The sequence below is a fragment of the Sinorhizobium terangae genome, from assembly GCF_029714365.1.
In the GTDB taxonomy this organism is placed as follows: Bacteria; Pseudomonadota; Alphaproteobacteria; order Rhizobiales; family Rhizobiaceae; genus Sinorhizobium; species Sinorhizobium terangae.
On sequence record NZ_CP121659.1, the window covers coordinates 1,440,128 to 1,464,567 of the forward strand.

Sequence of the window (24,440 nt, forward strand, 5' to 3'; positions counted from 1 at the left end):
CCCGTGAAGATGCAGCACACGACAACCGACGCCACCATCAGGCAAGCCGTCCGCGCTTCTCTAGAAATCGCCCACCGTGGCGAAGACGCCGTTATCGTCGATGAACTGAAGGTCTCGCTGGGCAGCGGCAGGATGGATGTGGCCGTCATCAACGGGAAGATCGAGGGTTACGAGATCAAGAGCGACAGGGACAGCCTAAACCGACTGGCCAGGCAGTCCGTGATGTTTGGGGCCATTGCCGACCGTATGACCCTCGTTGTCGGCCGGCGGCATCTGGAGAAGGCCAGTGCGATCATCCCCGACTGGTGGTCGATCGTCGTCTGTGCCGCGGACGCCGACGGCAATCTCAAGCTGAAACGAGTGCGCCGCGGGCGCCTCAACCGTGAACTCGACAAGACAGCGCTAGTAGAGACGCTTGAACGCGACGAGATCGTCGCCCTGCTCGCTTCCGCGCAGTTGGACAAGGGCGTCCGAAGCGCCAACTATCGTACGCTGGTGGAGCGCGCGGTAGCGAACCTGTCTTGTCGCCAGATCTCCTCCTTCGTGAAGAAGATCCTGAAGGTACGCGCGCGTCTGGAACGCGAGTTCGACGATCTCGCGTTCGGGCGCTCCGTCATCGTCTGCGGCGGGCCATCTGCGACAAGTGCTGATTGACGCGGACGGTCAACCACGCCGCCGGATGGGTGAAGCTCTTTCCATCGATTATCTGAACTCCTCGGGACACTTGTTCGATCACAGAGGCGCCCCAGCACTGCGCCCTCTCGGCCCATTCGGTCTTGTTCGCGATGACTCTCGATGCATCGATGTACTTTTTCGGGTCGCGATTGTTTTCGAAGAGCGAAATATGCCAATCGTCCGGTGTCACTAGATCGACGTGAGGGAACCAGCCGCGTGCAGGGGTATCCTCCGTGCGGTTCGGCAGCGATCCGTAGTCGCCGAGACGAATGTCGAAATCCTCTGCGATGCGCCTGTGAAGCGTAAGATCGCTGATCGGGAGGATCGCCGGCAACGTGCGAAGCGGCTGCCGCGGAAAGCCCGTCGAGAGAACAACGGTAGTAAGGTCTTCGAATCCTTCGCCAATCGCCGCCCTAAGCCCGAGAAGGATGCTCTTCACGTCGGCAACAGCGCTGTCAACTCTCGCCCAGATGTTCCCGGCGTCGATGATCAACACGAGAGACGCAGCGCTCGGGCCGATCAGGTCCGCGCATTGCATAACCATAGCAGCCTCGGACCCTTCGCTTACGCGAATTCGTATGGCTGCGGGACGACCGGCCAAACTCGTCTGCTCGAGCTGTCGCCTGAGGGTTGGAGCGTCGACGATGCGAAGGATTGGAACAAGTTCTGGGAAGGTTCCGACAAGCTCCAGCCATCGAAAAGGACCGCGTGACGGCTCCGTCAAACTTGTCAGGCTCTCGTTGAAAGCCTCGGTCCTTCGCAACCGTTCGGCGTCGTTCGCGAGTTCCTTTTCGGAACGGGGGCGACCTTCCCTCTGGCCGGACTGGGCACGTCTCAGATTGGCCCGGCGCCGTTTTTCCGCTGCCTCGGCGAGCGACGTCACCTTCCGGGGCCTCGGGTCGAAATCAACGATTGCTGAGCGACCGTCTAGGGCCGCCACCAAAGCAGCCGCAGAATCGACCAGGCTTTCGGTGTCTGCGTTTCGCGTCAATGTGAAAATAGGTATGAGCGCGTCCTTCACGGGCGCGTAGCATTGGTCATATGCTGACAGCTCGCCTGCTCTGGTCGTGAGAGATGGAAAGTACGAGGTCGTTTCAAACATGCCAAGCCCATTTGGTTTGATCCGTCGCTGAACGCAACTCTAAATTGATTCGCTCTGCGGGCGAAGGTCGGAGGTTAGCCTCGCACCGATCGGCGGCGACTTGGACTTCGTCGGTTGTCGAGAACATCCCGAAGCCAGTCGCCTCCAAGCGCGTCTCTCCGCGATGGTGAGCCCAATAGTGGCCGTCGGACCAGCAGGTGCGGCGGCCCTGGTGATTGACGCTAGGCGCGCCTGAAATTGGTCGCGGGATCAGTGTCAACCAGATCCGCGACCATTTCGGCTGTCACACACGACAGCGTCCATCCAAGATGCCCGTGACCGGTATTATAGAAAACGTTCGGGCGTTTTCCGCGTCGCACCCGTGGCATCATGTTCGGCATCATCGGTCTTAGGCCACTCCATGGTACGACACGCGATGTCGAGACGTGGGGGAAAAGTCGCTCGACCCAGGCTATTAGGGGTTTTACTCGATCGTGCCGAATGTCGCGGTTCGGACCGTTAAACTCCGCGGTGCCCGCGACTCGGAACCTGTCGATCCCCAGCCTGCTGGTCACGATCTTGGCTCTGTCGTCCAGCATGCTCACCCATGGGGCGCTATCCCGGCTTTTTTCATCATCAAGGTGGACGGTGATCGAGTATCCTTTCACCGGATACACGTTGATGCGGTCTCCCAACAATGCAGCAAGATGGCGACTGCCCACCCCGGCGCAGACAACCACGGCATCGGCGGCCAGGCGCTGAGCCTCGCCTGTTGGGTCGCCTATCGCGCGATATGTTACGACTATCGAGCCATTGGCCTCTACCCCGGTAATCTCCGCTTGCGGAATGAACTCGGCCCCCTTGCGCTGGCACGCATCGGCAAGGCCTCGTGTGAACTTATGGATGTCGCCGGTAGAATCCGATGGCGTAAAAAACCCGCCGTAGAACGATCCGAGTAGCGTCGGCTCGATGGCAGAGATTTCGGTCGGAGTGACAGCACGTCTGTCCAGTCCGCCACGCCTGAGCAGCTCGTTCACGGCCAATGCGGCATCGAAGCTCGGCTTGTCGTAGTAGACATGCAGGATGCCCCGCCTCTCGAGATCGAAATCTATGCCTTCATTCTCCGCCACTGCGAACAAGTGCTTGCGCGCGGCGATTGCGAGCCGGGTGGTCTCAATCGTGTTGTCTTCATAATGCGGGATGTTCGCTGTGAACTCGGCCAGCCAAGAATACTTGTGCCAGCCAGGTAAGGGGTTCAGCAGCAGTGGCGCATCCTTCTTGAGCATCCAGCCGATACCCTTCCTGATGGTCGCCCAGTTCGTCCATACCTCCGCATTGCTCGCCGAAAGCTGGCCGCCGTTCGCGAACGACGTCTCCATCGCTGGATAGCGATGGCGATCAACGACGGTGACGCGATGCCCGCGCTGCAGGAGTGCGTAAGCAGTTGTGACGCCAGTGATACCCGCGCCCAGTACAACGATGTGCGGCATTATTCCTCCCGATTCAGTGGTCTGGATCCCGATGCCAATCTTAGCAAGCGGGCCCAAAAATGATAGTCAAATAATATCCTTTACAAAATGATAGTTATGTATCAACATCAAAATGAAGTGACGGATAGGGAACACCGCGCTTTTGTGAAAACAGGGAGGTATGGCAATGGCACCGCTCAAGCAGGCTTTGGTATGCACATGGATGGCAGCTTCGACGGCCCTGGTCGCTACGATGGCGACCCCGTTCACGGTTCACGCGGCAACGCCAGGGGACACTTTAGTCCAGGCTCTGCAGATCGATGACATCATCACTCTGGACCCCGCCGAGCTCTTCGAGTTCAGCACGGCTGAAATTGCGGGCAACACGTACGAACGCCTGTTTTCTTATGACTACAGCGACGTCTCTAAGGTCTCTGGTGAAGTCGCGGAATCGTGGGCCGTCTCGGACGACGGCAAAACGTTCACCTTCAAGATCCGCGCAGGCAAGAAGTTCGCCTCTGGCAATCCGTTGACTGCCGAGGACGTGGTGTTTTCACTTCAGCGGGCCGTCATTCTCGACAAGTCGCCGGCCTTCATTATCGGCCAGTTGGGCTTCGACAAGAACAATGTGAAGGACAGGATCAAGCAGACCGGCCCCTTTGAGTTCACGATGGAACTCAATCAGCCTTATGCGCCGACCTTTGTCCTCTACTGCCTGACGTCACCCGTCGCATCCATCGTCGACAAGCTGTTGCTGACGCAACACGAGAGTGACGGCGATCTTGGCTACCATTGGCTCAAGACCCATTATGCTGGTTCCGGCCCTTTCGCCATTCGTGACTGGAAGGCGAACGAGGTCGTGGTCTTGGAGCGGAACCCAAACTACGAGAAGAAGACGCCTCTGCAGCGCGTGATTTACCGTCACATCAAGGAAACTGCGACACAGCGCCTGCTGCTGGAGAAAGGCGACGTCGACATCTCCCGCAATCTGAGTCCGGAGGAAATCGACGCGGTGTCGAAGAATCCCGATATCAAGATCAACGAGGGCGCGAAAAGCACCATCTACTACCTGGGTCTCAATCAAAAGAATCCGAACCTCGCCAAGCCAGAGGTCCGCGAGGCTCTGAGATGGCTCGTCGACTACGGGGCCATCACCGACACGATCATGAGATATAAGGGCGAGATCCATCAGACTTTCCTGCCGAGAGGGTATCTGGGCGCACTGGACTCAAACCCCTACCACCTCGACATTGCCAAGGCGAAGGGTCTGCTCGCCAAAGCCGGTCTGGCGGACGGCTTCACCGTCACCATGGATACCCGCTCGACGCCGGAAATCACCGGTATCGCACAGGCGATTCAGGCGACCTTCGCAGAGGCAGGCGTCAAGCTGGAGATCATTCCAGGTGACCTTAAGCAGACCCTGACCAAATATCGCTCCCGGCAGCACGATATCTTCATCGGCAACTGGGGCTCCGATTATCCGGATCCGAACTCCAATGCGGATGTGTTCGCGGCAAACGAGGACAACTCGGACGATGCCGCCGCTAAGCCGCTAGCATGGCGAAACTCCTGGGATCCAGGGTCGTTGACCGGCCAGACCCGCGCCGCTGTCATGGAGAGCGATCCTCAAAAGCGCGCCGAGATGTACGAGGAACTGCAGAGAGCCGTGCTCAAGGACGGCCCGTTCGTCATCTTCCTGCAGCAGACCGAGGTCGCCGCCGAACGCAAGAATGTCGATGGCTTCGTCATTGGGCCGTCCTTCGACACCAACAGCTTTGCGCAAGCCAAGAAGAACTGATTTTCCGATGGCACACCTACTCGTGGACGGTAGCAAAGGGCATGACGCCCTTTGCTACCTGGCAAAGCTCGCCCAGTTCGTTTTCGTACTGGCAACGACCCTCCTCGGACTCGTCGCCGTCACCTTCCTGATTGGGCGTGTCGTTCCGATCGACCCGGTCCTTGCCATCGTAGGTGATCGCGCCAGCCCCCAAATCTATGCGCGCGCGCGGCAGGAGCTCGGGCTTGATCTGCCGCTCGTCGAGCAGTTCTGGACCTATCTGAAGAAGGCCGCGACGGGCGATTTCGGCAATTCGGTCCTCACCACCAATCCAGTGATGGCCGACATCGCCAACGCCTTTCCAGCAACTTTCGAATTGGCGACACTAGGCACCCTTGTCGGCATGCTGTTGGGCATCCCGCTCGGTGTTCTCGCCGCCGTCAAGCGCGGCAGCATTATCGACCACGTCGTTCGACTCCTCGGGCTCGCCGGCTATTCCATTCCGGTGTTCTGGCTCGGCCTCATGTGCCTGCTGCTCTTCTATGCCAAGCTAGAATGGGTCGGTGGGCCGGGGCGCATCGACGTGACCTATTCCTATCTCTACACGCCGGTCACCAACATCGTTCTCATCGACGCCGCCATTCAGGGCCAATGGGAGGCGTTCTGGGACGCAGTTTCGCATGTCATCCTGCCGGCCTGCCTGCTCGGCTACTATTCGCTCGCCTACATCAGCCGGATGACGCGCTCGTTCATGCTCAACGAGCTGGCACAGGAATACGTCATCGCGGCGCGCGTGAAGGGACTTTCCGAGTTACGAGTGATCTGGCGTCATGCCCTGCGCAATGCGGCCGTGCCGCTGGTCACCGTGGTCGCGCTGTCCTATGCGAACCTGCTTGAAGGCTCCGTGCTGACGGAAACGGTGTTCGCGTGGCCAGGTCTCGGCCAATACATGACCAATTCCCTTCAGAACGCCGACATGAATGCGGTCCTGGGCGGAACGATCGCGATCGGCACCGTCTTTGTGCTGCTCAACCTCGTCTCCGACCTTCTCTACCGCCTGCTGGACCCGAGGACCCGCTGATGACTAGCGCCCCTTCGTCTCCCCAATGCTCCGGCCTGCGGGCTTGGCTCCTTTCAACCGAACCAGGCTCTCGCTGGCAGGCGCGCCTGGGCCGAGGGTATATCGGCTGGCGCTCGTTCACCAGGAACCCGCTCGCCGTCCTGGGCCTCGGCATCGTGGCTGCCCTGATACTTGTCGCGATTTTTGCCGATGGCATAGCCCCCCATTCTCCGGTGATCGGCGGCGACCTGCGCACGCAGCGCCTGCTACCGCCGAGCGACGCCTTTTGGCTTGGTACAGACGACCAGGCGCGGGATATTTTTTCCCGCCTCGTCCATGGCTCGCGCATCACGCTGTTCGTCATCGTTCTGGTATCTCTGATCGCTACGCCCATCGGCCTGCTGGTTGGCACCATCTCCGGCTATCGTGGCGGGTGGATCGATACGGCCCTGATGCGGATCACCGACATCTTCCTGGCCTTTCCGCGCCTCATACTGGCGCTGGCCTTCGTGGCGGCGCTTGGTCCGGGCATTGAGAACGCAGTCATTGCGATCGCGATCACCTCCTGGCCCCCTTACGCCCGCATCGCACGCGCGGAGACGTTGATGATACGCAAGAGCGACTTCATCGCGGCCGTGAGGCTCCAGGGCGCCTCAACCGCCCGCGTCATCCTTGGCCACGTGGTGCCGCTGTGCATCCCGTCACTGGTCGTGCGCGTCACGCTCGACATGGCCGGCATCATCCTAACCGCGGCCGGGCTCGGCTTCCTCGGCCTCGGCGCTCAGCCGCCGATGCCGGAATGGGGTGCGATGATCGCCGCCGGGCGCAACTACCTTGTCGATCAATGGTGGGTCGCTGCGATGCCTGGTCTCGCCATCTTCGTGGTGAGCCTCAGTTTCAACCTGTTGGGCGACGGCTTGCGCGACGTCCTGGATCCGAAGGCTGCGAAGTGATGAAACCGCTTCTCGAACTCGAAGACCTTCGGGTCCGCTTCCATCTGCGCACGGGCACCGTCGAGGCCGTTCGCGGCGTTTCGTTCCGGCTCGGCCGCGAGCGGCTCGGCATCGTCGGCGAATCCGGTTCAGGAAAATCGCAAACGGGCCGCGCCATCCTGGGTCTCACACCACCTTCAGGAGACGTCACGGCCAGTCGTCTGGACTTCGATGGGGTCGATCTGCTCAAGGCCTCGCGGCGCACGCTTCGCCAACTGCGCGGCGGGCGCATCAGCATGGTGATGCAGGATCCGAAATACTCTCTCAACCCGGTCATGACCCTCGGCGAACAGATCGTCGAAGCTTACAGGGCGCATGCCAGAGCATCCCGCGCGGAGGCTCGCGACAGGACGCTGGCCATACTTGAAGCGGTGAAGATCAGCGACCCCCGGCGCGTATTCTCGCTCTACCCGCACGAAGTCTCGGGGGGCATGGGTCAGCGTGCGATGATCGCCATGATGCTCGTAACCAATCCCGATCTGCTGATTGCCGACGAACCGACGTCGGCCCTCGACGTCACGGTCTCGATGGAGGTGTTGCGCATCCTCGACGAGCTCGTCTCGGAGCGCGGGATGGGTCTGATCTTCGTCTCGCATGACCTGAAGCTCGTATCCTCTTTCTGCGACCGAGTGCTCGTGATGTATGCGGGCCGGGTGGTGGAGGAACTGGAGGCTACGAAACTCAAGGAAGCCGAGCATCCTTATACGCAGGGGCTGATCCGGTGCATGCCTACTCTGAAGAACGAGGTGCGCCCGCTGCCAACGCTCAACCGCGATCCTTCCTGGGGGCTGTGATCATGCTAGACATTCGGAATCTCAATGTCGCCTTCGGTACGGGGCGGCTCGGCGTGGTCGCGGTCAAGAACATGAGCTTCAGCGTGGCGCGTGGCGAAGCTTACGGCCTCGTCGGCGAGTCCGGCTCGGGCAAGTCCACGGGGCTGCGCGCGATCTGCGGCCTCGCGCCGATCCGCAGTGGAAGTGTGACGGTGGAGGGCAGGCAAGTCGCCACGCCGCGCGACAAAGCCTTCTACCGTTCGGTGCAGATGGTTTTTCAGGACCCTTACGCCTCGCTCCACCCGCGCCATACGGTCGATCGCACGTTGTCCGAACCCCTCGCCATCCACGGTGAGAGGGATGTCGAGGCGCGGATCCTCGAGGCACTCAGAGAAGTGGGACTTGGCCCTTCCTTCCGCTTCCGCTATCCCCACCAGCTCTCGGGCGGCCAGCGCCAGCGCATCGCAATAGCCCGCGCACTGATACTGCGCCCCAAGGTGCTGCTGCTCGATGAACCGACCTCGGCGCTCGACGCTTCCGTGCAGGCTGAGATCCTGAACCTTCTTGATGACCTGCGCCAGAGGATGGGACTGACCTACGTTCTGGTGAGCCATGATCTCGCGGTCGTCGCGCATTTGTGCAAGCGCCTGCTGGTGATGCGCCATGGCGAGACCGTCGAGGAGACGACGTCCGAGGCGCTGCGGTCAGGGAACGCTTCGAACGAGTACACCCGGTCACTGATTAAGGCGAGTCAGGGATTCGCGCGTGAGTGCACTCCATCGGCAGCGGACCCCGCCAGCCGAGGACATCGGTCATGTCATGGTGGGTGAGAGCTCAGGCGAAACCAGCCCTGCGACGGCTCTGATGCGATGGCGACATATGCGCGATCCCTTCTCCCTCGCGGAATGCTGGAGCTATTTCAAGATGCTGGATATGAGACCGATTCGCAGCGACACGCTTGAATTTACCCGGCGAGATCGGCGTGATAGCTGGCCGTGCTGGGGAAACAGATCGCCAGGCTCGCCAATTGGCAGAGGCATGATCATGGCAGACCCGAGGCCGGGCGTCGGAGAGGACGGATCAACTCGAGCAGGCAAACCTCTCGCCCCGGCGACGATCCGCTCCCTCTGAAGGCTACTCCGCAAAACTTCCAAAGTTGTCCTGCAGCTCTTGGAGCCGCTGGCCGCGCTTCTTGACCAACGGACCCAGACGGCGGATGACCTCGTCCACAAGAAGACCGAGAAAGGCCGTCACCGGCGCATTACTCTCCCAGAACATATCGATGTCGGTGGCGATGCGGAAAACATTGTCCGTCAGTTCCTCTGCCCAGTAGCACACGGAATCCGTGACGATCACAGTATCGATGTTGGCCTGCGAAGCCTGCCGGGCCAGAAGCATGGCCTGCTTCGCATACCGTCGGACATCCACGAGGATGAGTACCGGTTTTCCGACGTCATCCGCGAACAGTTCGCTGTAAGTACCGCTGACGCCGTCCAAGAAGCGGACACGCGGGCGGGCGTATTCGAGACGCAGGGCAAAATCCATGGCCAGACCCCGCACGGTCTGAAAGCCTGCGACATACACGCGATCGGCCCTGGCGACCGTCTCCGCAACCTGGCTGAACCTGGCGGTGCGGGCGAGCTCGTAGGTGCCGATAATCGACTTCAATTCCAAATCGAGACTTCCAGAGAGGCCATGAGCCTCGCGGTCCTCCTCACTCCTGGAACGTTCGGCCGAGGTGATGCGCTCGTACCGCTCTCCCACGAGCCAGGCGATCTGATGAATCGTGCTACCCAGTTCCTCCTTAAGAGCGGAAAGGTTCTCATAGCCGAGTGAACGCAGGAAGCGCCCCATGGTCATGGGGCTGAGCTTGAGCTTGCTCGCGATCGAGGCCGCGGTCTCGAAAGGAATGTCGCGGACGTTCGCGACTAGATAGGCCGCGATGGCGCTTTCCGCCTTCGAGAAGGTAGCCTGCCGTTCCTTGATCTTCTCGACGAAGGGGAAGGATGGCGGCGCCGGCTGGGGCGCTTCCTTGCGGCTCATGCGTTCAATCGTCCATAGTTGCGCATAACCTCCTTTACAGCATCGTGCTCGATGGAGGCAACAAGCCTGTCCTCGCGTCCCACCATCGACTCGGCCGCCACCATGGCATTGATGATTGCTTCCTCCACGGCCTGCGCCGTCGCCTCGAAAAGTGAATCGAGCCTGTTGTTCGGCAGGAAGGCAAGGTTACCCAATTCCGGCTGGGTCGCCGATTCACTCATCGTAAGGTTTGCCGTTGAGAAGGCGAGGCACAGATCGCCGGATCCGTCCCCGGACGGTGTTCCGGTCCGGCCGATTCCGAGTCCAGCACGTCGGGCGAGTCGTTCCAACTGGGTGGGCATCAGGGGCGCGTCGGTCGCCACGACCGCGATGATCGAGCCCTGCTCGCCGGCCCAGAGTCGGTTCGAGGCGAGGTGTTCGCCAACGGGTACCCCCAGTATTTTTAAGAGAGGCCGAATGCCAAAATTCGCTTGTACAAGGCAGCCTACGGTATAGCTGGCACCGAGTAGGTCCACGACGCGGGACGAGGTTCCCGTCCCTCCTTTGAACTCGAAGCAGATCATACCGGTTCCGCCGCCGACGTTGCCCTCGGCCAAAGGTCCGCCGGAAGCGCTATCGAGAGCCTCTACTACGTGCGCGGGCGTGACATGGAATGCGTTAATGTCGTTGAGATAGGCGTCGCACGTTTCGGCCACCACGGGCAGCATGAATTTATAAGCCGCAAGCCCGGCGTCCGGCTTCCCGATCATCCATTGCAGCATTGCCTGATGAACGGTTCCAAGGCTATGGGTGTTGGTTATGCCGATGGGTCCCAGAAAATACCCGGCTTCCCTGATCCAGTGCGTGCCCGTCATCTCACCGTTTCCATTAAGCGAGTGGAAGCCGGCCCATACGGGTACCCGCAAAAGGCCTGAGCGGCCTCTTGGAAGTATGGCAGTGACACCAGTGCGAGCCGGTCCCTTACCCGCTCCGGGGGAGTCGTTGATCACGGTCGCGTAACCGACCTCCACACCGGAAACATCCGTGATGGCGTTGAAAGGGCCGGTCTTTCCCGAAAAGGGCAGGCCCAGGTCCCGCGCCCGCGGCTTTGTATGGGCTCCAGATGCCAAGCGCTGAACGATCTCCATTGGGTATCCTCATTCTTTGGGTTTCGCTTCCGCGTTACTCTAACGAGCATTTGCGTGAAATGATAGCAAAATAATATTTTGTCATCAAAGATATTTAGATAACATTAGTGCCGAAATCGCCACCGAGCAACGGTGCGCGAAAGACAGGAACGCGGTGCCCCTGCCCGCCGAGCTTGAGGAGGCTGATGCGCGAAACGCACAAGCCTATTACTCTCGCCCGCGATCCACTCCGCCGTGATTTCATCCCTCAGTTGCCCCTACTCGCGGCCGCGGAACTGTCTGCCCTTGAATTGGAAACGCCCTGCCGGACAGCCCGCACCCGAGCACCGTCCAACCCTTTGGCCTTGATGCCATCACTAGTGCGTACCCACGCGACGGTGCGCCTCGGATGCTTACGCCCTCTGTCGGGTTTGTAGGATTCGCGACACAGGAATGACGAGTCAATTTCGTTCTTCCTGCGGTAGATGGCTGAAACCCAGTCAAAGACGTCTTTTCGGCTCTATTGGGAAGATGGCACGATGCTTGCTCGCTTCGTTACGAGCCGGCGCGAGCAGCGGACCGGCATTCATGTCGCGGACACTGCGATGCACAGAGAAGAAGAGAAGAAAGGGAAGCTGCATGTCAGCTCAGGCAAATCCCGTAATACTGGGGAGCGTCGTCCAAGCCAGCACCGCCTTAGGTCCACCGCAGGCCCGACTGCGTCCGACTGTGCAGATTCGGGCGCGGCAATCTCCATCGGACCCGTTGGCGTTCGCTGGAAAACAGAATCGCCACACGCGAATTCGCGGGAACCGCCACAGCAGCACCGAAGACGTGCGGAGTGGATGCTTCATCATTCCGAGGGGCGGCGGGCCCGCCTCCGGCCTGCTCTCTGGACAAGACCCACTGAGGCTGCAGCGGGTCTTGAGAGAGATGCTCCCCCTGGTCCGGCTGTCCGCTGCTGCTCTTTCACGTACTCCCGTGGCTTATGCCGCGACGGCTGCCGCGTGACCCCATCTCCGTGAACGGCCTCACCTACCCTCCCCTCCGAAAGCTGCTCCTCCCCCATCAACCGCATCGATCAAACCCAGGACGCCACCGCCGCGGCTCGTCGGCATGTCGTCCCACACAGGAGACTCGTGGATGAGAAAAGTCATTGCCGCCAAGCTTCATGGCATCACCGTGACGGACGCGGATCTGAACTACCACGGTTCAATAACCCTGGATCCAGATCATTGCGATGAGGCGGGTATCCTTCCGCTGGAATTCGTAGAGATCTGGAACAAGGCCTCGGGCGCGCGAATCAGCACGTATGTCATCTACGGCGAGAGGGGCTCTCGTTGCTGTGTGCTGAACGGGGCCGCTGCTCGCACCTGCCAAATCGGGGACGAGATAATCGTTTGCTCGTCGGCATATGTTGAGAAGAGTCAGATTGCAGAGATCAAACCGCGAGTGCTGACGTTCAATCGGGACAATTCTGTGCGCGACCGCATGTTTTACGATGCTGGAGCCAGGGAGGATGGAACAATGACGTTCAGCGTTCGCGAGGGGTCTCTTGATGGCACCACCCTAAAGACTCCAGTTCGGGCCAATCGGTCGTAGCGCACCGGATCGGGCTTGACGGGGAGGACTGTCGCCGAACGGGGACCACACCCGTTGGGCCAGATGCTCTTCGTCTCCAAAGGCGACCGCGAAACCGCAACTCAACGAAAGGGATCTGCCATGCAATTGGCGCTCATGTATGGGGGCCGGTCGGTCGAGCACGACTGGTCGATCGCGATGTACAATCACTTCGCCGACGTTCTCAACAGTGCTCCCGACATTTCACCAGTATCCATCTATTACATCGCACGTTCGGGGGAGCTGCTAAGGCTACCCCTGGATGGCAGCGTTCCCAAGCACGAAGAGTTTGCAGCGCGTGCAGAAACGCATCAGCTCGATTCTCTCGCTCACCTACTCAAGAGCGACGGGCATTTCGTCTTCTCACTTCTTCAAGGGCAGGACGGCGAGGACGGCCAAATTCAGGCGCTAGCTCAGTTCCACGACATTCCAGGCAGCTTTGGCGACAAGACTGCGGCGATGCTTGCAGCAGACAAGTACCTGCAATGTCTGATTGTAAATCGGCTCTGCGCCGACTTGACGCCCATTCCGACGGTCCACGTCTCGCAATGCAACCTCGAGCTTGGTATCGCAGCGGCCCTGCGGCAACTTTCTGGCTCGTGTGTCCTGAAGCCGAACACGCTCGGAGGTTCGTTCCATACGGAATGTGTGGACGCGCTCTCGGCGGACGGCCTCCGTTCCTATTCGCGGCGGATCGCTCCATATGACGCCTCCTTCTTGGTTCAGCGGCGAATTGTCGGAATGGAGTACACCTGCGGCGTTTTAATCGACCGCCATAGCATTACGGCGCTTCCGGTCGCGCGGTTCAACAATCCCTCGGGCTTCCTCGGATATGATCAGAAGACGCAGAAAGGCAGCTACTCTGTCGAGTTTGACATAGAGAACAGCCTTCAAACCCGTATCGCCGCGATCTCCAGGCAAATTGCTATGGAGTTCAGGCTCCACACGTTCGCCCGCCTCGATTTCATCGTCGACGAGGAAGAACGCATTCACTTCTTCGAAGTCAACGTGGTTCCGGGACTTACCGCAGGGAGCGTCTACCCCAAGATGCTCGCCGAAGCTGGTTTGGACTTGTGCCACGTCGTTCGGCTAGCTGCCTCCAATGAAGAGTACCACCGGCACCGGGAAGCGCTTCGCAAGACCGCCACGAGCCGCATCCGCTATGGACTACCAGTGGCCGCGGCAACCTAGTCCCCTTCGCGCGTCCCGTTCGTGACCCTGGACTGTCGGTCATGGCATGAGACGCCTTTCAGCAGGTGATCCGATATGGACTCGAGGAACGCAATGAAAATACGCGCACATCCTTTTGGCAACCTTGTGCCGCCGGTGGCTACCGCTGTCGCCCTCATGGTGGCCGGATCGGCGCTCGCACCGCTGATCGACGCTGCGGGCAAGAAAATGGTGGCCTCATACGCCGTCTTTCAGATCGTGTGGATTCGCTACGCTGTGCATGCTTTCACGACCGGTACATTGACGGCAGTTGGTCGGCAGGGGGTGGAAGCGCTCAAGCCCACCAAAGTGCAGCTTCTGAGAGGGGCCGCACAGTTCGGCTCAACTCTCTTTTTCATGGCGGCTCTTCGGACGTTGTCGCTCACCAGCGCTCTGGTGATCGTGTTCCTCGCCCCCCTTATCGTCGTCATCGTCAGATCAGCGCTTGGTTTGGCGGGCGCCGACAGGCGCAGCGTCCTGATTGCCGCGCTCGGGGCACTAGGCGTCCTCTTCGCCTACGCACCGCAATTGACCAGCTTCCAGCCGATTGGCGGGCTATGCGCGATTGTCGCGGCAATCTTGCTTGCACTGTACTTCTTGGTAACTGGGCATGTGGCCGCGACATCCGGCAGTATAGTCAATAGCTTTCATACAGCTTGGCCCGGCGCCGTACTAGGAGCGCCGTTTGCGCTGATTTCCTTTGCAAACCCGACAGCACCCGACTGGCTGATCCTGATCGGCATGGGTCTAACGTCGGCGCTTAGTCACTTCCTCGTCTCCGCCGCCATGCGGACGCCATTCTCGAGCTCGATCGCACCTGCGGCCTACGTCGAAGTCCCTGCCGGCGCATTCTACGCCGCACTGCTCTTCGGACATTATCCGACCCCTTCAGAGATCATTGGCGGGGTGATGGTCGTGGTTGCTGGCATGTGTATTGCTCTCCATCTAGGCCGCGGAAAGTCTCCTGGCCCATGACGGGTTCCCCGAGTGTTCGGACAGAGGCCGAAGTGCGCACAAATCGAAATCAGGTATTAATTTGCAGAGACGAGGTCCATTGATCATGCTGAACAATAATAGCAAACAAAGGAGAATAGCTCTGGTTGGCGGCGTAAGCTGGGCGTCATCGGCCGAATATTACAGGCGTCTGAACATAATTCTAACCGACTCGGATGAGCCTGGGCTCGTCGCAGTGGACCTGAACTTTAAACACGTGCTGGAGGCTCAAGAGCTGAATATATTTGAAAAAGAAATGGAGTTGGTCAGCGACGGCATTTCGCGTGCGGCGCGCGCCGGAGGAGAAATTATACTGGTATGCTCGAACACTACGAGCAGGACACTAAATAGTGTCGCCCATCCAGACGTAGAGGTCATCAGCTTGATCGACTGCGTCTCATCTCACCTTGATGAATTAAAGTACACGGAAACCCTTCTTCTGGGGACGCGATATACGATGGAACGCGACTTCTACCGGTCGGCGATGCAGCGACAGGATAGGAAAATTAGAATTCCAGAAGGTGATGATCGCAAGAAAATCCACGGCATCATATACGATGAATTATGCAGAGGCAAAATTCTGCACACTTCAAAGCAATGGTTTCGCGAAATGCTTGAGTTTTACACCGCCAAGTTCACCAAGCTTGATAGTATTATACTTGGCTGCACCGAGCTTTCATTGCTGGGAATGCCGGAAACGGTTAATCAATGCGCTGTGATCGACACCATCGCCGTTCACATTGACACTGCTCTTCAAGTGGCATCGATTGCATGAACTCCACCTTAACGGAGCCAAGTGGGAAGTCGTGAATACTCGGGAAAGCCGGTCGACGGAGCCACGGTCGCCCGGTGGAAGCTATCGAGCAGGAGGCTGTATCAAGAAGCTCCCATAGGCCGCGTGATCGGGAGACGGTCTCGCGCCAACGAAAGAGTAGCTCGGGACCGCGAAATTGGGCGTGCCGAAGCCACCTTCCTGGGAGCTAGGGAGCGCGACCTGCGAAAGGCGGCTAGCAACCGTCTCCCATATACTGGATTACAATGTCGTCAATCGAGGCATCCGCTTCCAATCCGATACGAGAGGCCTTGCGTAACGAGAACTGTGTTGGCCAGGTAGTTACGATGCCTCTCACGAAAGGATCCGGCTGCCATCTAACCCGGTTCGCCACCGGTGTGCCCGCAACCCTTGCAAGTGCATCGACGAGATCCTTTGCGGTGCAGCTCAGGCCCGCCATCATCACCGATCGATTGCGGCCCCAGGCCTCATCGGGAGCATCGTGCCCCACGATCAATCCTTCAATCGCCTTTAGAGGAGACAGCACAAAGCCGCGATCTTCGGGTGCAACTGGGCAAGCATAGTCGACGCCGTTGAGGGGCTCTCGTATTATGGCGCTTGCCCAGGACGAAGCGGCAGTATTGGCGCCTCCTGGACGGACGGCAATGATTGGCAGCCGCAGAGAGCGGCCGTTAATAAAACCCTTTCGGGTGTAGTCGTTCACAAGAAGCTCACCGATCGCCTTCTGAACGCCATAGGAGCTTTCGGGCGTTATGTGGTATTCGTCCGATACAATCTCCGGCAGGTCTCCCCCGTAGGTGGCAATCGAGCTCGTGAAGACGAACCGCGGGCAGCCGCCCGTTCGCCTCGCGGCCTCCAGCAAATGGATCGTGCCGGTCAGATTTGCCCTCATGCCGGCGTCGAAGTCCTGCTCGGCCCCTCCGCTGACCAGGGCGGCTAGATGAAATACGCTCTCCGGATTGTCTGCAAACAGCAGAGCGACGAACTCTGGATCCGATATATCACCGCCGCGGTAGGATACTCTTTCGTCTGCGGGCAGCCCGGTGGGCTCCACGAGTATGTCGGTCGCGACAATCCGAGAAATCGGCGCGACCTTGCCGCTCGCCCCCACTAAGCTGCCCTGGGCCAAGAGCGCTTCGATCAATCGTCTCCCGAGAAAACCACAGGCACCCGTCACAAGAATACGCATCTATGACACTCCTCAATTCTGCTTCAGTGCCGCATGGACCGTCGCCTGCGCCAGGGCGACACAGGGATCGATCAGCGGCACATCCAATTCGGCGATCGGGCCGACCAAAGAAATTTCCGAGCAGCCAAGAATGATCGCCTCCGCTCCGCTCTGCGCTAGGTCGCTGACCATCCGAAAGATCTCGCTTCGAACCTCGACACTCCGATCGCCGGCCTTGATCCGAGCGAGCGCATGCATCAAGTGCTCCTGATCGCCGGCCGCCTGCAGCATGGAGGTCAGTCCGCAACCGGCAAGCCGCTCCTGATAGATTTCGGACTGCAAGCAGCCTTTCGTCCCTAGCAGGCCAACCCGTGTACATCGGGGGAAATCCGACCGGATACTCCTTACCGTTTCCTCGATCATGCTGATGAAGGGGACGGAAACCGACGCTTTCAGCTCGCGCTCATAGACATGGGCTGCATTGCAAACCATGACGATGAGGTCCGCCCCGGCGCTCTCGAGACGTTTGGCGTTCTCGACAAGCGCGGCCGCCGCACCTGGGCCGGTGCCAAGTATAGCGGCATTGATATCGGGGACCTTCGGATTGCAGTCGACGAGCATGTGAAGATGGTCGCGCTCGCTCTCTATCGGCGTCAGCTCCAACACCGAGTTCATGAAGGCGATAGTGGCCATGGGGCCAAGCCCGCCAATGATTCCGACCGTCTTTTGCGACATGCCACCCTCCCACTCGAGTACTTAGCCGCAGGACACGGAGCGCACCGATTTTCGCCGCCCGTGCGGCCACTATGCCGCTGGTGGTAACGAGGAAAATCCAGTGCGTCCAATTATCTTACATACCACCGGTCATTAGCCCTTCTAATATGTTCGACCTTGATCAGCGGTCATTCTGTCCTGAAGCCAGTCGATGAACTCCCTGATGTGGGGGGGCGGGACGTCCGACTGGGTCGAGATGAAGTACTTCATCGTCTCGACGTTCTGGTTTTCGGCCAGTGGAACGAGTTGGCCCGCTTCAATGTAAGATTTCACGAGCAATGCCCGGCCCAAGGCGATGCCTTCGCCATTTATGGCCGATTGGTAGGCAAGGTGCGCGAGGTTGAAGAAGCGGTCGCGCGTGGGGATTCGCCAAGGGCTGCCATGTCTTTGCTGCCACAAGGACCATTCTTCTGCCGGTGCCATCGAGTTCGGCCAGGGCCTCGCGTCATGCAAAAGAACCAGTTCATGCAACTCCTTGCGTTCGATTTTGCGTTTGAGGCCGGGTGAGATAACAGGAAAAAGAGGCTCGACGCACTCGAAGACGACATTTGTGCCCGATAACGGTGAAGGTCCATATCGGATCACAACATCGAAGTTCTCGGAGATCATGCGGGCCGTATCCAGTTGGCGCATCTCTACAAACATTCGCACGTCGATATCAGGGTGCTCATTCGTAAACTCAGCCAACCGAGTCGTAAGCCAGCCCAGAGTAAGGGATGGGGTAGAGTTGATGTTGAGGCTCGGCATTGACATGGACCTTGCCAATTCAACGAGACATTTCTCAATATTTTCGAAGCCGGAACTGCACGCACGAAGCAGTAGTGTCCCCGCATGTGTCGCCCGTATACCGCCTCGCTCCCGCTCGAACAGCTTTAGGCTGAGGCGCGCCTCCAATCGCTGGATGCGTTGCGTGACGGCGCTTTGCGTGATCGAAAGTGCCTCGCCCGCGCGACTAAAATTCGCTGTTTCCGCGGCCACTTTAAATATCCAAAGATCAGCGACGAGGCTGGCATCCAGCTTGTTCAACATGTCGTATCCCCCTCAACGGAGCGACTGGAGTATTGATTGATCATCTGCGATAGGCCGGCACGGCGGAACGAAACAGCGTCTGATCTCACACTAGCGTCCACCTTATTAGGCACGCTAATATCACGGAACAGGAATAGTAATTCGACCGCTTTTTGCAAGGGGGGTAATGTCGACGCTCGGGATGGGTGAGGTAATCGACTGGTCCCCTTCCCCACCAGAGCGTCCAGCTCGTCTGATGTTGGGTGGAGACGGGACACGTGCTGCGCCGAACGGTTCGAACAAACATGTGCAGCACAGTCGCTCGCGCTTATGGTCGAGCTCTTTGCAAAGGGGAAGAAGATGACAGCAATCTTTCTGCCATATCTTAGGAAGGAACTGGCCTCCCTCCAGGAGTCCGGCCTTTACAGGTCGGAGCATATCATCACGTCGCCGCAAGCCGGCGAAATAGCCATTGCGAGCGGTGAGCGGGTACTGAATTTCTGCGGCAACAACTATCTAGGCCTGGCCGATAATCCGGAGCTGGTCGAGGCGGCGAAGAGAGCACTGGAACGCTACGGTTATGGTATGGCCTCCGTCCGATTTATCTGCGGCACGCAGGAGGAGCACAAGCAACTTGAGGCGCGTATCTCCTCCTTTCTGGGGCTGGAGGACACGATTCTCTATTCGTCTTGCTTCGACGCCAATTGCGGGCTGTTCGAGACACTGCTGGGCGATGAAGACGCGATCATCTCGGACTCACTCAATCATGCCTCGATTATCGACGGCGTGCGGCTGTCGAAGGCCAAGCGCTTCCGTTACGCGAACAACGACATGAGCGCTCTGGAGGAAGAGCTGAAGAAAGCTGAGGAAAGCCGCTTCAAGCTGATCGCCACCGATGGCGTCTTCTCCATGGACGGCATCGTCGCCAATCTCGGTGGCATCTGTGATCTCGCGGAGAAGTACGGTGCGATGGTAATGGTCGACGACAGCCATGCGGTTGGCCTTCTCGGCAAGCACGGCCGCGGTTCGCCGGAATACTGCGGTGTCGAAGGCCGAATTGACATCGTCACGGGCACCCTGGGCAAGGCGCTCGGTGGTGCATCAGGCGGCTACACCTCGGCCAGAGCAGAAGTAATCGATTGGCTCCGGCAGCGTTCTCGGCCTTACCTGTTCTCCAATACGCTGGCGCCGGTGGTTGCGGCGGCTTCGTTGAGAGTACTCGACCTGATCGAGAACGGAGACGAACTGCGAACCAGGCTACGCGGCCATGCCGAATTCTTCCGTCGCGAGATGACGCAGCTCGGATTCTCCCTCGCTGGAGCCGGACATCCGATCATTCCGATAATTCTCGGGGATGCAAAGCTGGCGCAGGATTTGGCGATGCTCATGCTAACTAAGGGCATCTACGTTGTCGGATTTTCGTTCCCAGTAGTGCCACGGGGGCAAGCCCGAATCCGAACGCAGATGACCGCCGCACATTCGCGGGCCGACATCGAACGGGCGATTGTGGCTTTTGCTGAAGCAGGACGAGAACTCGGAATCATTTAGCCGAGCTGTGAACCGGGAAGCCGGGGCCTGAAACCGGGAAAAAGTGGCAAATCGAGCCTGTCCCTGCGATAGATGAGAATTTCAACTTCTGATAAACCACTGTTTCATGGGCTGCTAATGCAACGCAGGGGGAATCTGTTGCGTCTATCAGATTACTCGGCTCACGATCTACGCGAAGAAGTCGAGGGAAGCCATAATGCCGCGAATCGAGTACAATCACAATCTGATGCTGCGCATCGGCGGCGAGCTGCGAGATCTCCTCTTCCTCGAATACAGGGCTACCGAGTGTAGCCACGTCAAACCGTGGGCGTCAGCCCAACGAATATTTCGTCCGTGCTTCTGCTGGCGGTGCAAACCGCGGCGCACCGCTGGCCTCCGAGGGGAAGTCTTCGGACAGATCCCACAGTCGACCTGTGAGACTTTGGTCGAGTAGCGGGGCACTTGAAAGATAAGCGTCCACTCTGCGCGCAATCTCCTCATCTGACGGAAGGTCGATGTCTGCACGTGAACTGCTACCACGCGATCGGTTGGGGCGGCTTGCCTGGGTGGTCATAAACTGAGTGGTGAACCGTGACTTTTTCATCGTCTTCTCATATTTCCTTCATGCAGTAAGGCATATTGGACTTGGTGGTTGCAAGTCGAAAGCCAAGATCCTCGTATATTGGTATTGCCGCCGTGACTGGGCGATAGAAGATCAAGTTTTGGCAGGCGAAAATCCATCCAAACGCCATTCCGATTTCCGCTGCACAATAAGCGACTCTCGCCTTCAACGCATGGCTTACATCGGGAGATCCTTCAAGTAGGTCGATCCTCAAAAATTCTCTGCCCTTTGACGCGCATCCGACTAACAATCCACAGAGCTGACCATTGCTCCAGATAGCCGCGTCTGTCCGTCGATAAGTCGTCCTCCACCCGGCCATTTCCCTGATCCAGTCCCAGTCGTAGATACGATCCGCGTGGCCTTCCCAGTTTGTCCGCCAAGCACTTAAAGCCGACTTGTCGACCGGAGTGACGTGTATGTCGCACCCGATGTATGATTTTCCGGAGTCGTCCAATCGTCCTGCGTCGATCAGTTCTTGCAGCCTGGCTTGAGCCGCAGCACGCGCCGCAGCACGCATGGCGTTGTATCGGTCGGTTGTAAAGTGATAGTTCACGATGACTTCCTTGGATCAGTACAGTACGCGCAGTTACCGCAAAACTCACAACTGCACGTTAACGTGGTCCAAGGACGAGCCCAGAGCGCGCTCGTCCGCGGTTTTTCGAAGGCTTTTCGATGGGGGCCGTGCCGAGACAATGCGGTGAGTGCCGGTGTCGGCAGCTCTCAGACAGTGAGTTCAATGCTTGAGAACTGCGCGACTTTCTATGGAACAATGCCGAAGCCTACAACCGACAAGTGCCTGTTGAGCGCTATAAGATGTCTTCGGACGCCACGCCGAAGAACTGGCATTCCTTCCGCGTCCGCCAACGTAGGCCAGCCCTCGCCCATACGCGGGGCGAACAAGAAACCGCCGAGTTGCTCCGGGAGGCGTCGTCGATGGCTTGACCCCGGCAATGACGAAGCTGTCGCGGCGTGTGAGAGGCGGGGCGAGAGAGACGTACCCGACGGACCGTTTAGCAGCTTGCAAAGGCGATCCTCAGGACGAGACGCTCGTCTACGGTGGCTGACGCCCGTCCCGATGACCTTTCTCACCGGCGTCCTTTTCGATGACGAGGGTAGGATCTTCGTCATGAATTGGGATAGGACTCGGCGAAGCCTGGAAGGCGGTGACGACCGGTCAGCGCTTTCTGCTTGAAGGATTCGAGGAACTCGAGAATACGCCGGAGGTGGTGCTCCAATCTCCGCGTCCTACCAGGTCCGAGAACATAGCGGCCACTTTCAATCTTCCGGTGGCCCGGCTTTCGTTGGCTGACCTGAACTCGTCGCATTGGGGCAGCCGCCATAGCAAGCCGTCGCAACTCAGATTGAAGTCGAACCCGCGCCGTGAGGTCGACGAGAGCTTGAAGAGACTTGAGTACGGATTTGCAGTTAACGTGCGGCCGTCTTGGGGCCCTTTAGGTCGGCGTCGCGAATTACATAGGGTCCCCGAAGGGTCTCCGGTCGCCGTAGAACGTTTTCGACGGCTTTCAACATGATGTTACGCAACTCGTCTCCACGCTCTTTGCTTGTGGATGTTTCCCGTCCAGCTACGTTCGCATTCATGTCCACACCTCCACGATCACCCCGACTCGAATATACATCGAATAGTAGGGCCACGATATGATAATTGCGCCCAGTCCTAAAGTTCCCGTTAAGGAGTCCTAATGGCAGTCACCGCCATCGTCGATAATCCGGAGATCGTAATAGGACTTGTTGGGCCGATCGGGATCGACCTGGGAGCAATTATCGGCTTCTTGCAGGAAGCATTGCGCAAAGTCCAGTACGAGAGCGAGGTGATTCACATCACCCGCGTGATGCAGGACGTTCTGCCGCAGGTCGTCGTGGACGAATCCAGTTACGGGAAAAGATATCGATCTCTGATTAACCAGGCGGACTTGGTCCGTCGTGGAGTCAACAATCATGCTGCCCTTGCCTGTCTGGCGATAAGCGAGATTCGGCGTGTTCGCGCAAAGATAAACGGAGTAGGGCCAGACCAGCCAGCCCTTGGAACAGCGTTCATCATCCGGCAGCTCAAGCGCGAAGAGGAGATCACACTTCTCCGCGAAGTCTACGGCCGCAAGTTCATTCAGGTGTCGGTATTTTCCGACAAGGATGAGCGTCGCAGACAACTCATCAAGAAGATCAAAGGGCACGGAACCGGCATCGTGGAGGACGACGCCGCCGAAAAGGAGGCGATCGACCTCATCGCGCTCGACCATAACGAAGTCGACGAGGCATATGGACAACGGGTATCCGATGTCTTCCACCTCGGAGACGTCTTCGTTCCCGGTGAAGACAGCCGCGATGCCAAGGAAGTTGTGGAACGATTTGTGAAGGCCTTTTTTGGGCACAACAGCATCTCGCCGACCAAGGCGGAATACGGGATGTACGCGGCGGCGGGCGCCTCGCTGAGATCGCTCGATCTTTCGCGACAGATCGGTGCGGCGATTTTCTCCGATAGAGGTGAGGTCATCACGCTCGGCTGTAACGAGGTTCCGAAAGCCTTTGGAGGGACTTACTGGTGCGACGATCCGGCCGACCCTCACCGCGACTTTGAGGAAGGTGAAGACGGGAACCACAGCCGGAAGCTTCGCCTTCTCCACGACCTCGTGGAGCGCATGGGCGCGTTGGGCTATCTCTCGGACAAGCTCCTCGGCGAAGGCGAGACCGGTGAGCAAGTGAACAAGTTGATGTCTGAGCGAACGATCTCGGATTCACGTGTGATGGACATCATCGAGTTCGGAAGGATCATCCATGCGGAAATGTCGGCGATTACCGACGCCGCGCGGAAAGGCAAGGCCCTGTCGGACTCGATCATGTTCACTACGACGTTCCCGTGCCACATGTGCGCGAAGCACATCGTGTCGTCCGGAATCAGACGGGTGGTGTTTCTCGAGCCGTATCCTAAAAGCCACGCGAAGGACATGCACGCTGACTCCGTTACATTCTCGCCGACGGAAAGGGATAGGAAGGTTTTGTTCGAACCATTTATCGGAATATCGCCCAGGCGTTACCGCGACATTTTCGAGAAGAGGAAACGCAAGGACTCCGACGGAAAGGCCGTGCCCTGGGCACAAGGGAAGCCCACCCCGAGGATCGAAGACAAGAGTCCTTCATACATCGCCAACGAGGAACCCGCGATCACGATCGTAGTCGACATCCTTTCACTTGACGAACAGTTCACGCTTAAGCCCAAGCCGCTCGCCCAGGAGGTCGACGAGAAAGTGGACTCCAACGCGTCACAGGGTTCGGGGATAGTTTAGCTACTATCGACGTGGCTGTGGAGAATCGGCGCCAGCATGTTGGGGTCCAGATCGAGGATCGTCATGACGCCCTCGCCGTGCACCCGGAAGGACTCCTCCGTGATCTCGTACTTTGGCGCTGGCCAGTTGTCGAACCAAGCATCGGCGCCGATCTTCCTCGGGAATTTCTGATCCTCGGCGTTCGCCTTGTGCAGAAGCTCGAATGCAAAGCTTTCCGTATCCAGAACTTCCGTCGGGAACCAGCATCCGGGAATCTTTGCTGCTGCCCTGTGCCAGCCTGCCACGCTCTCGACGGAGCACCACTAGACCATTCAAGAACGACGGCAACGTCCAAGGCTTTCGACGCGAACAATTCGACGATGTCCCTGTCGACGAATCCAATGTTCCCGGCCATCACGAGGTTGTACTGAACATGGATCCTTTCTCGACGTCACGGTTGTAGGCACCGCCG

At 58.7% G+C, this 24,440-nt stretch carries 21 protein-coding genes; 12 read left to right on the top strand and 9 right to left on the bottom strand.

Annotated features, from left to right (window positions below):
- Positions 1-9: 9 nt before the first annotated feature.
- On the top strand, positions 10-654 hold the full coding sequence (locus QA637_RS06855) for a sce7726 family protein (RefSeq protein WP_283064918.1): 645 nt from the start codon (positions 10-12) through the stop codon (positions 652-654).
- On the opposite strand, the gene QA637_RS06860 is transcribed toward QA637_RS06855, so the two are convergent.
- Complete coding sequence (locus QA637_RS06860; protein ID WP_283064400.1) at positions 614-1,777, bottom strand: beta family protein; 1,164 nt, start codon at positions 1,775-1,777, stop codon at positions 614-616. The two genes, QA637_RS06855 and QA637_RS06860, sit on opposite strands and share 41 nt — an antisense overlap.
- A gap of 221 nt (positions 1,778-1,998) precedes the next feature.
- Entirely contained in the window at positions 1,999-3,246 is a 1,248-nt protein-coding gene (locus tag QA637_RS06865) for a D-amino acid dehydrogenase (RefSeq protein ID WP_283064402.1), read from the bottom strand.
- Positions 3,247-3,412: 166 nt separating this feature from the next.
- Here QA637_RS06865 and QA637_RS06870 point away from each other — a divergent pair, with 166 nt between their 5' ends.
- From QA637_RS06870 to QA637_RS06890, 5 genes are read left to right on the top strand one after another with little or no spacing between them, the layout of a single operon-like run.
- A complete protein-coding gene (locus QA637_RS06870) occupies positions 3,413-5,023 on the top strand; it encodes an ABC transporter substrate-binding protein (protein WP_428843121.1) in 1,611 nt (536 codons plus the stop codon).
- Between the two features lie 7 nt (positions 5,024-5,030).
- Complete coding sequence (locus QA637_RS06875) at positions 5,031-6,083, top strand: ABC transporter permease (RefSeq protein ID WP_283064404.1); 1,053 nt, start codon at positions 5,031-5,033, stop codon at positions 6,081-6,083.
- Positions 6,083-7,015, top strand: a complete 933-nt coding sequence (locus QA637_RS06880) for an ABC transporter permease (RefSeq protein ID WP_283064406.1) — start codon at positions 6,083-6,085, stop codon at positions 7,013-7,015. The genes QA637_RS06875 and QA637_RS06880 overlap by 1 nt, the downstream gene beginning before the upstream one ends.
- On the top strand, positions 7,015-7,848 hold the full coding sequence (locus tag QA637_RS06885; RefSeq protein WP_283064408.1) for an ABC transporter ATP-binding protein: 834 nt from the start codon (positions 7,015-7,017) through the stop codon (positions 7,846-7,848). The genes QA637_RS06880 and QA637_RS06885 overlap by 1 nt, the downstream gene beginning before the upstream one ends.
- A 2-nt stretch (positions 7,849-7,850) precedes the next feature.
- Positions 7,851-8,657 carry an ABC transporter ATP-binding protein gene (locus QA637_RS06890; protein WP_283064410.1) on the top strand — a complete coding sequence of 269 codons (807 nt, stop codon included), beginning with the start codon at positions 7,851-7,853 and terminating at the stop codon, positions 8,655-8,657.
- Positions 8,658-8,961: 304 nt separating this feature from the next.
- Here QA637_RS06890 and QA637_RS06895 read toward each other — a convergent pair whose 3' ends face one another.
- Both QA637_RS06895 and QA637_RS06900 read right to left on the bottom strand, forming a co-directional pair.
- Positions 8,962-9,870 (bottom strand): MurR/RpiR family transcriptional regulator, encoded by a 909-nt coding sequence (locus QA637_RS06895; protein ID WP_283064411.1) that lies wholly within the window; start codon positions 9,868-9,870, stop codon positions 8,962-8,964.
- Positions 9,867-10,997, bottom strand: coding sequence for a DmpA family aminopeptidase (locus tag QA637_RS06900; protein WP_283064413.1), 1,131 nt, complete (start codon positions 10,995-10,997; stop codon positions 9,867-9,869). The genes QA637_RS06895 and QA637_RS06900 overlap by 4 nt, the downstream gene beginning before the upstream one ends.
- 1,122 nt (positions 10,998-12,119) lie before the next feature.
- Here QA637_RS06900 and panD point away from each other — a divergent pair.
- From panD to QA637_RS06920, 4 genes are all read left to right on the top strand, one after another.
- Positions 12,120-12,578, top strand: a complete 459-nt coding sequence (gene panD, locus QA637_RS06905; protein ID WP_283064415.1) for an aspartate 1-decarboxylase — start codon at positions 12,120-12,122, stop codon at positions 12,576-12,578.
- 63 nt (positions 12,579-12,641) lie between these two features.
- The gene (locus QA637_RS06910) at positions 12,642-13,787 is read left to right on the top strand and encodes a D-alanine--D-alanine ligase family protein (RefSeq protein ID WP_283064920.1); all 1,146 of its coding nucleotides are present in this window, start codon (positions 12,642-12,644) and stop codon (positions 13,785-13,787) included.
- A 93-nt stretch (positions 13,788-13,880) separates the two neighbouring features.
- The gene (locus QA637_RS06915) at positions 13,881-14,780 is read left to right on the top strand and encodes a DMT family transporter (protein ID WP_283064416.1); all 900 of its coding nucleotides are present in this window, start codon (positions 13,881-13,883) and stop codon (positions 14,778-14,780) included.
- Positions 14,781-14,865: 85 nt separating this feature from the next.
- Positions 14,866-15,573: an aspartate/glutamate racemase family protein gene (locus tag QA637_RS06920; protein WP_283064418.1), complete on the top strand. Its 708-nt coding sequence runs from the start codon at positions 14,866-14,868 to the stop codon at positions 15,571-15,573.
- A 232-nt stretch (positions 15,574-15,805) separates the two neighbouring features.
- Here the strand turns inward: QA637_RS06920 and denD are convergent, their stop codons facing one another.
- The 3 genes from denD to QA637_RS06935 form a co-directional block, all read right to left on the bottom strand.
- Entirely contained in the window at positions 15,806-16,735 is a 930-nt protein-coding gene (denD, locus tag QA637_RS06925) for a D-erythronate dehydrogenase (RefSeq protein ID WP_283064420.1), read from the bottom strand.
- A 57-nt stretch (positions 16,736-16,792) separates the two neighbouring features.
- Positions 16,793-17,494, bottom strand: coding sequence for a cysteate racemase (cuyB, locus tag QA637_RS06930; RefSeq protein WP_283064422.1), 702 nt, complete (start codon positions 17,492-17,494; stop codon positions 16,793-16,795).
- 141 nt (positions 17,495-17,635) lie between these two features.
- The gene (locus QA637_RS06935) at positions 17,636-18,562 is read right to left on the bottom strand and encodes a LysR substrate-binding domain-containing protein (protein ID WP_283064423.1); all 927 of its coding nucleotides are present in this window, start codon (positions 18,560-18,562) and stop codon (positions 17,636-17,638) included.
- A 339-nt stretch (positions 18,563-18,901) separates the two neighbouring features.
- Between QA637_RS06935 and QA637_RS06940 the strand changes: the two genes are divergently transcribed.
- Positions 18,902-20,089, top strand: a complete 1,188-nt coding sequence (locus tag QA637_RS06940) for a glycine C-acetyltransferase (RefSeq protein ID WP_283064425.1) — start codon at positions 18,902-18,904, stop codon at positions 20,087-20,089.
- A gap of 590 nt (positions 20,090-20,679) precedes the next feature.
- On the opposite strand, the gene QA637_RS06945 is transcribed toward QA637_RS06940, so the two are convergent.
- Positions 20,680-21,243: a hypothetical protein gene (locus tag QA637_RS06945; protein WP_283064427.1), complete on the bottom strand. Its 564-nt coding sequence runs from the start codon at positions 21,241-21,243 to the stop codon at positions 20,680-20,682.
- A gap of 1,147 nt (positions 21,244-22,390) precedes the next feature.
- Between QA637_RS06945 and QA637_RS06950 the strand changes: the two genes are divergently transcribed.
- Positions 22,391-23,989, top strand: coding sequence for an anti-phage dCTP deaminase (locus QA637_RS06950; protein ID WP_283064428.1), 1,599 nt, complete (start codon positions 22,391-22,393; stop codon positions 23,987-23,989).
- On the opposite strand, the gene QA637_RS06955 is transcribed toward QA637_RS06950, so the two are convergent.
- Positions 23,986-24,273, bottom strand: coding sequence for a hypothetical protein (locus QA637_RS06955; RefSeq protein ID WP_283064429.1), 288 nt, complete (start codon positions 24,271-24,273; stop codon positions 23,986-23,988). The genes QA637_RS06950 and QA637_RS06955 overlap by 4 nt on opposite strands.
- Positions 24,274-24,440 lie beyond the last annotated feature (167 nt).

Excerpts from the sequence above, each read along its gene's own strand:
- QA637_RS06855 (WP_283064918.1), top strand. The coding sequence starts at position 10 with ATGCAGCACACGACAACCGACGCCACCATCAGGCAAGCCGTCCGCGCT.
- QA637_RS06860 (WP_283064400.1), bottom strand. The coding sequence starts at position 1,777 with ATGTTTGAAACGACCTCGTACTTTCCATCTCTCACGACCAGAGCAGGC.
- QA637_RS06865 (WP_283064402.1), bottom strand. The coding sequence starts at position 3,246 with ATGCCGCACATCGTTGTACTGGGCGCGGGTATCACTGGCGTCACAACT.
- QA637_RS06870 (WP_428843121.1), top strand. The coding sequence starts at position 3,413 with ATGGCACCGCTCAAGCAGGCTTTGGTATGCACATGGATGGCAGCTTCG.
- QA637_RS06875 (WP_283064404.1), top strand. The coding sequence starts at position 5,031 with ATGGCACACCTACTCGTGGACGGTAGCAAAGGGCATGACGCCCTTTGC.
- QA637_RS06880 (WP_283064406.1), top strand. The coding sequence starts at position 6,083 with ATGACTAGCGCCCCTTCGTCTCCCCAATGCTCCGGCCTGCGGGCTTGG.
- QA637_RS06885 (WP_283064408.1), top strand. The coding sequence starts at position 7,015 with ATGAAACCGCTTCTCGAACTCGAAGACCTTCGGGTCCGCTTCCATCTG.
- QA637_RS06890 (WP_283064410.1), top strand. The coding sequence starts at position 7,851 with ATGCTAGACATTCGGAATCTCAATGTCGCCTTCGGTACGGGGCGGCTC.
- QA637_RS06895 (WP_283064411.1), bottom strand. The coding sequence starts at position 9,870 with ATGAGCCGCAAGGAAGCGCCCCAGCCGGCGCCGCCATCCTTCCCCTTC.
- QA637_RS06900 (WP_283064413.1), bottom strand. The coding sequence starts at position 10,997 with ATGGAGATCGTTCAGCGCTTGGCATCTGGAGCCCATACAAAGCCGCGG.
- panD (WP_283064415.1), top strand. The coding sequence starts at position 12,120 with ATGAGAAAAGTCATTGCCGCCAAGCTTCATGGCATCACCGTGACGGAC.
- QA637_RS06910 (WP_283064920.1), top strand. The coding sequence starts at position 12,642 with ATGCTCTTCGTCTCCAAAGGCGACCGCGAAACCGCAACTCAACGAAAG.
- QA637_RS06915 (WP_283064416.1), top strand. The coding sequence starts at position 13,881 with ATGAAAATACGCGCACATCCTTTTGGCAACCTTGTGCCGCCGGTGGCT.
- QA637_RS06920 (WP_283064418.1), top strand. The coding sequence starts at position 14,866 with ATGCTGAACAATAATAGCAAACAAAGGAGAATAGCTCTGGTTGGCGGC.
- cuyB (WP_283064422.1), bottom strand. The coding sequence starts at position 17,494 with ATGTCGCAAAAGACGGTCGGAATCATTGGCGGGCTTGGCCCCATGGCC.
- QA637_RS06935 (WP_283064423.1), bottom strand. The coding sequence starts at position 18,562 with ATGTTGAACAAGCTGGATGCCAGCCTCGTCGCTGATCTTTGGATATTT.
- QA637_RS06940 (WP_283064425.1), top strand. The coding sequence starts at position 18,902 with ATGACAGCAATCTTTCTGCCATATCTTAGGAAGGAACTGGCCTCCCTC.
- QA637_RS06950 (WP_283064428.1), top strand. The coding sequence starts at position 22,391 with ATGGCAGTCACCGCCATCGTCGATAATCCGGAGATCGTAATAGGACTT.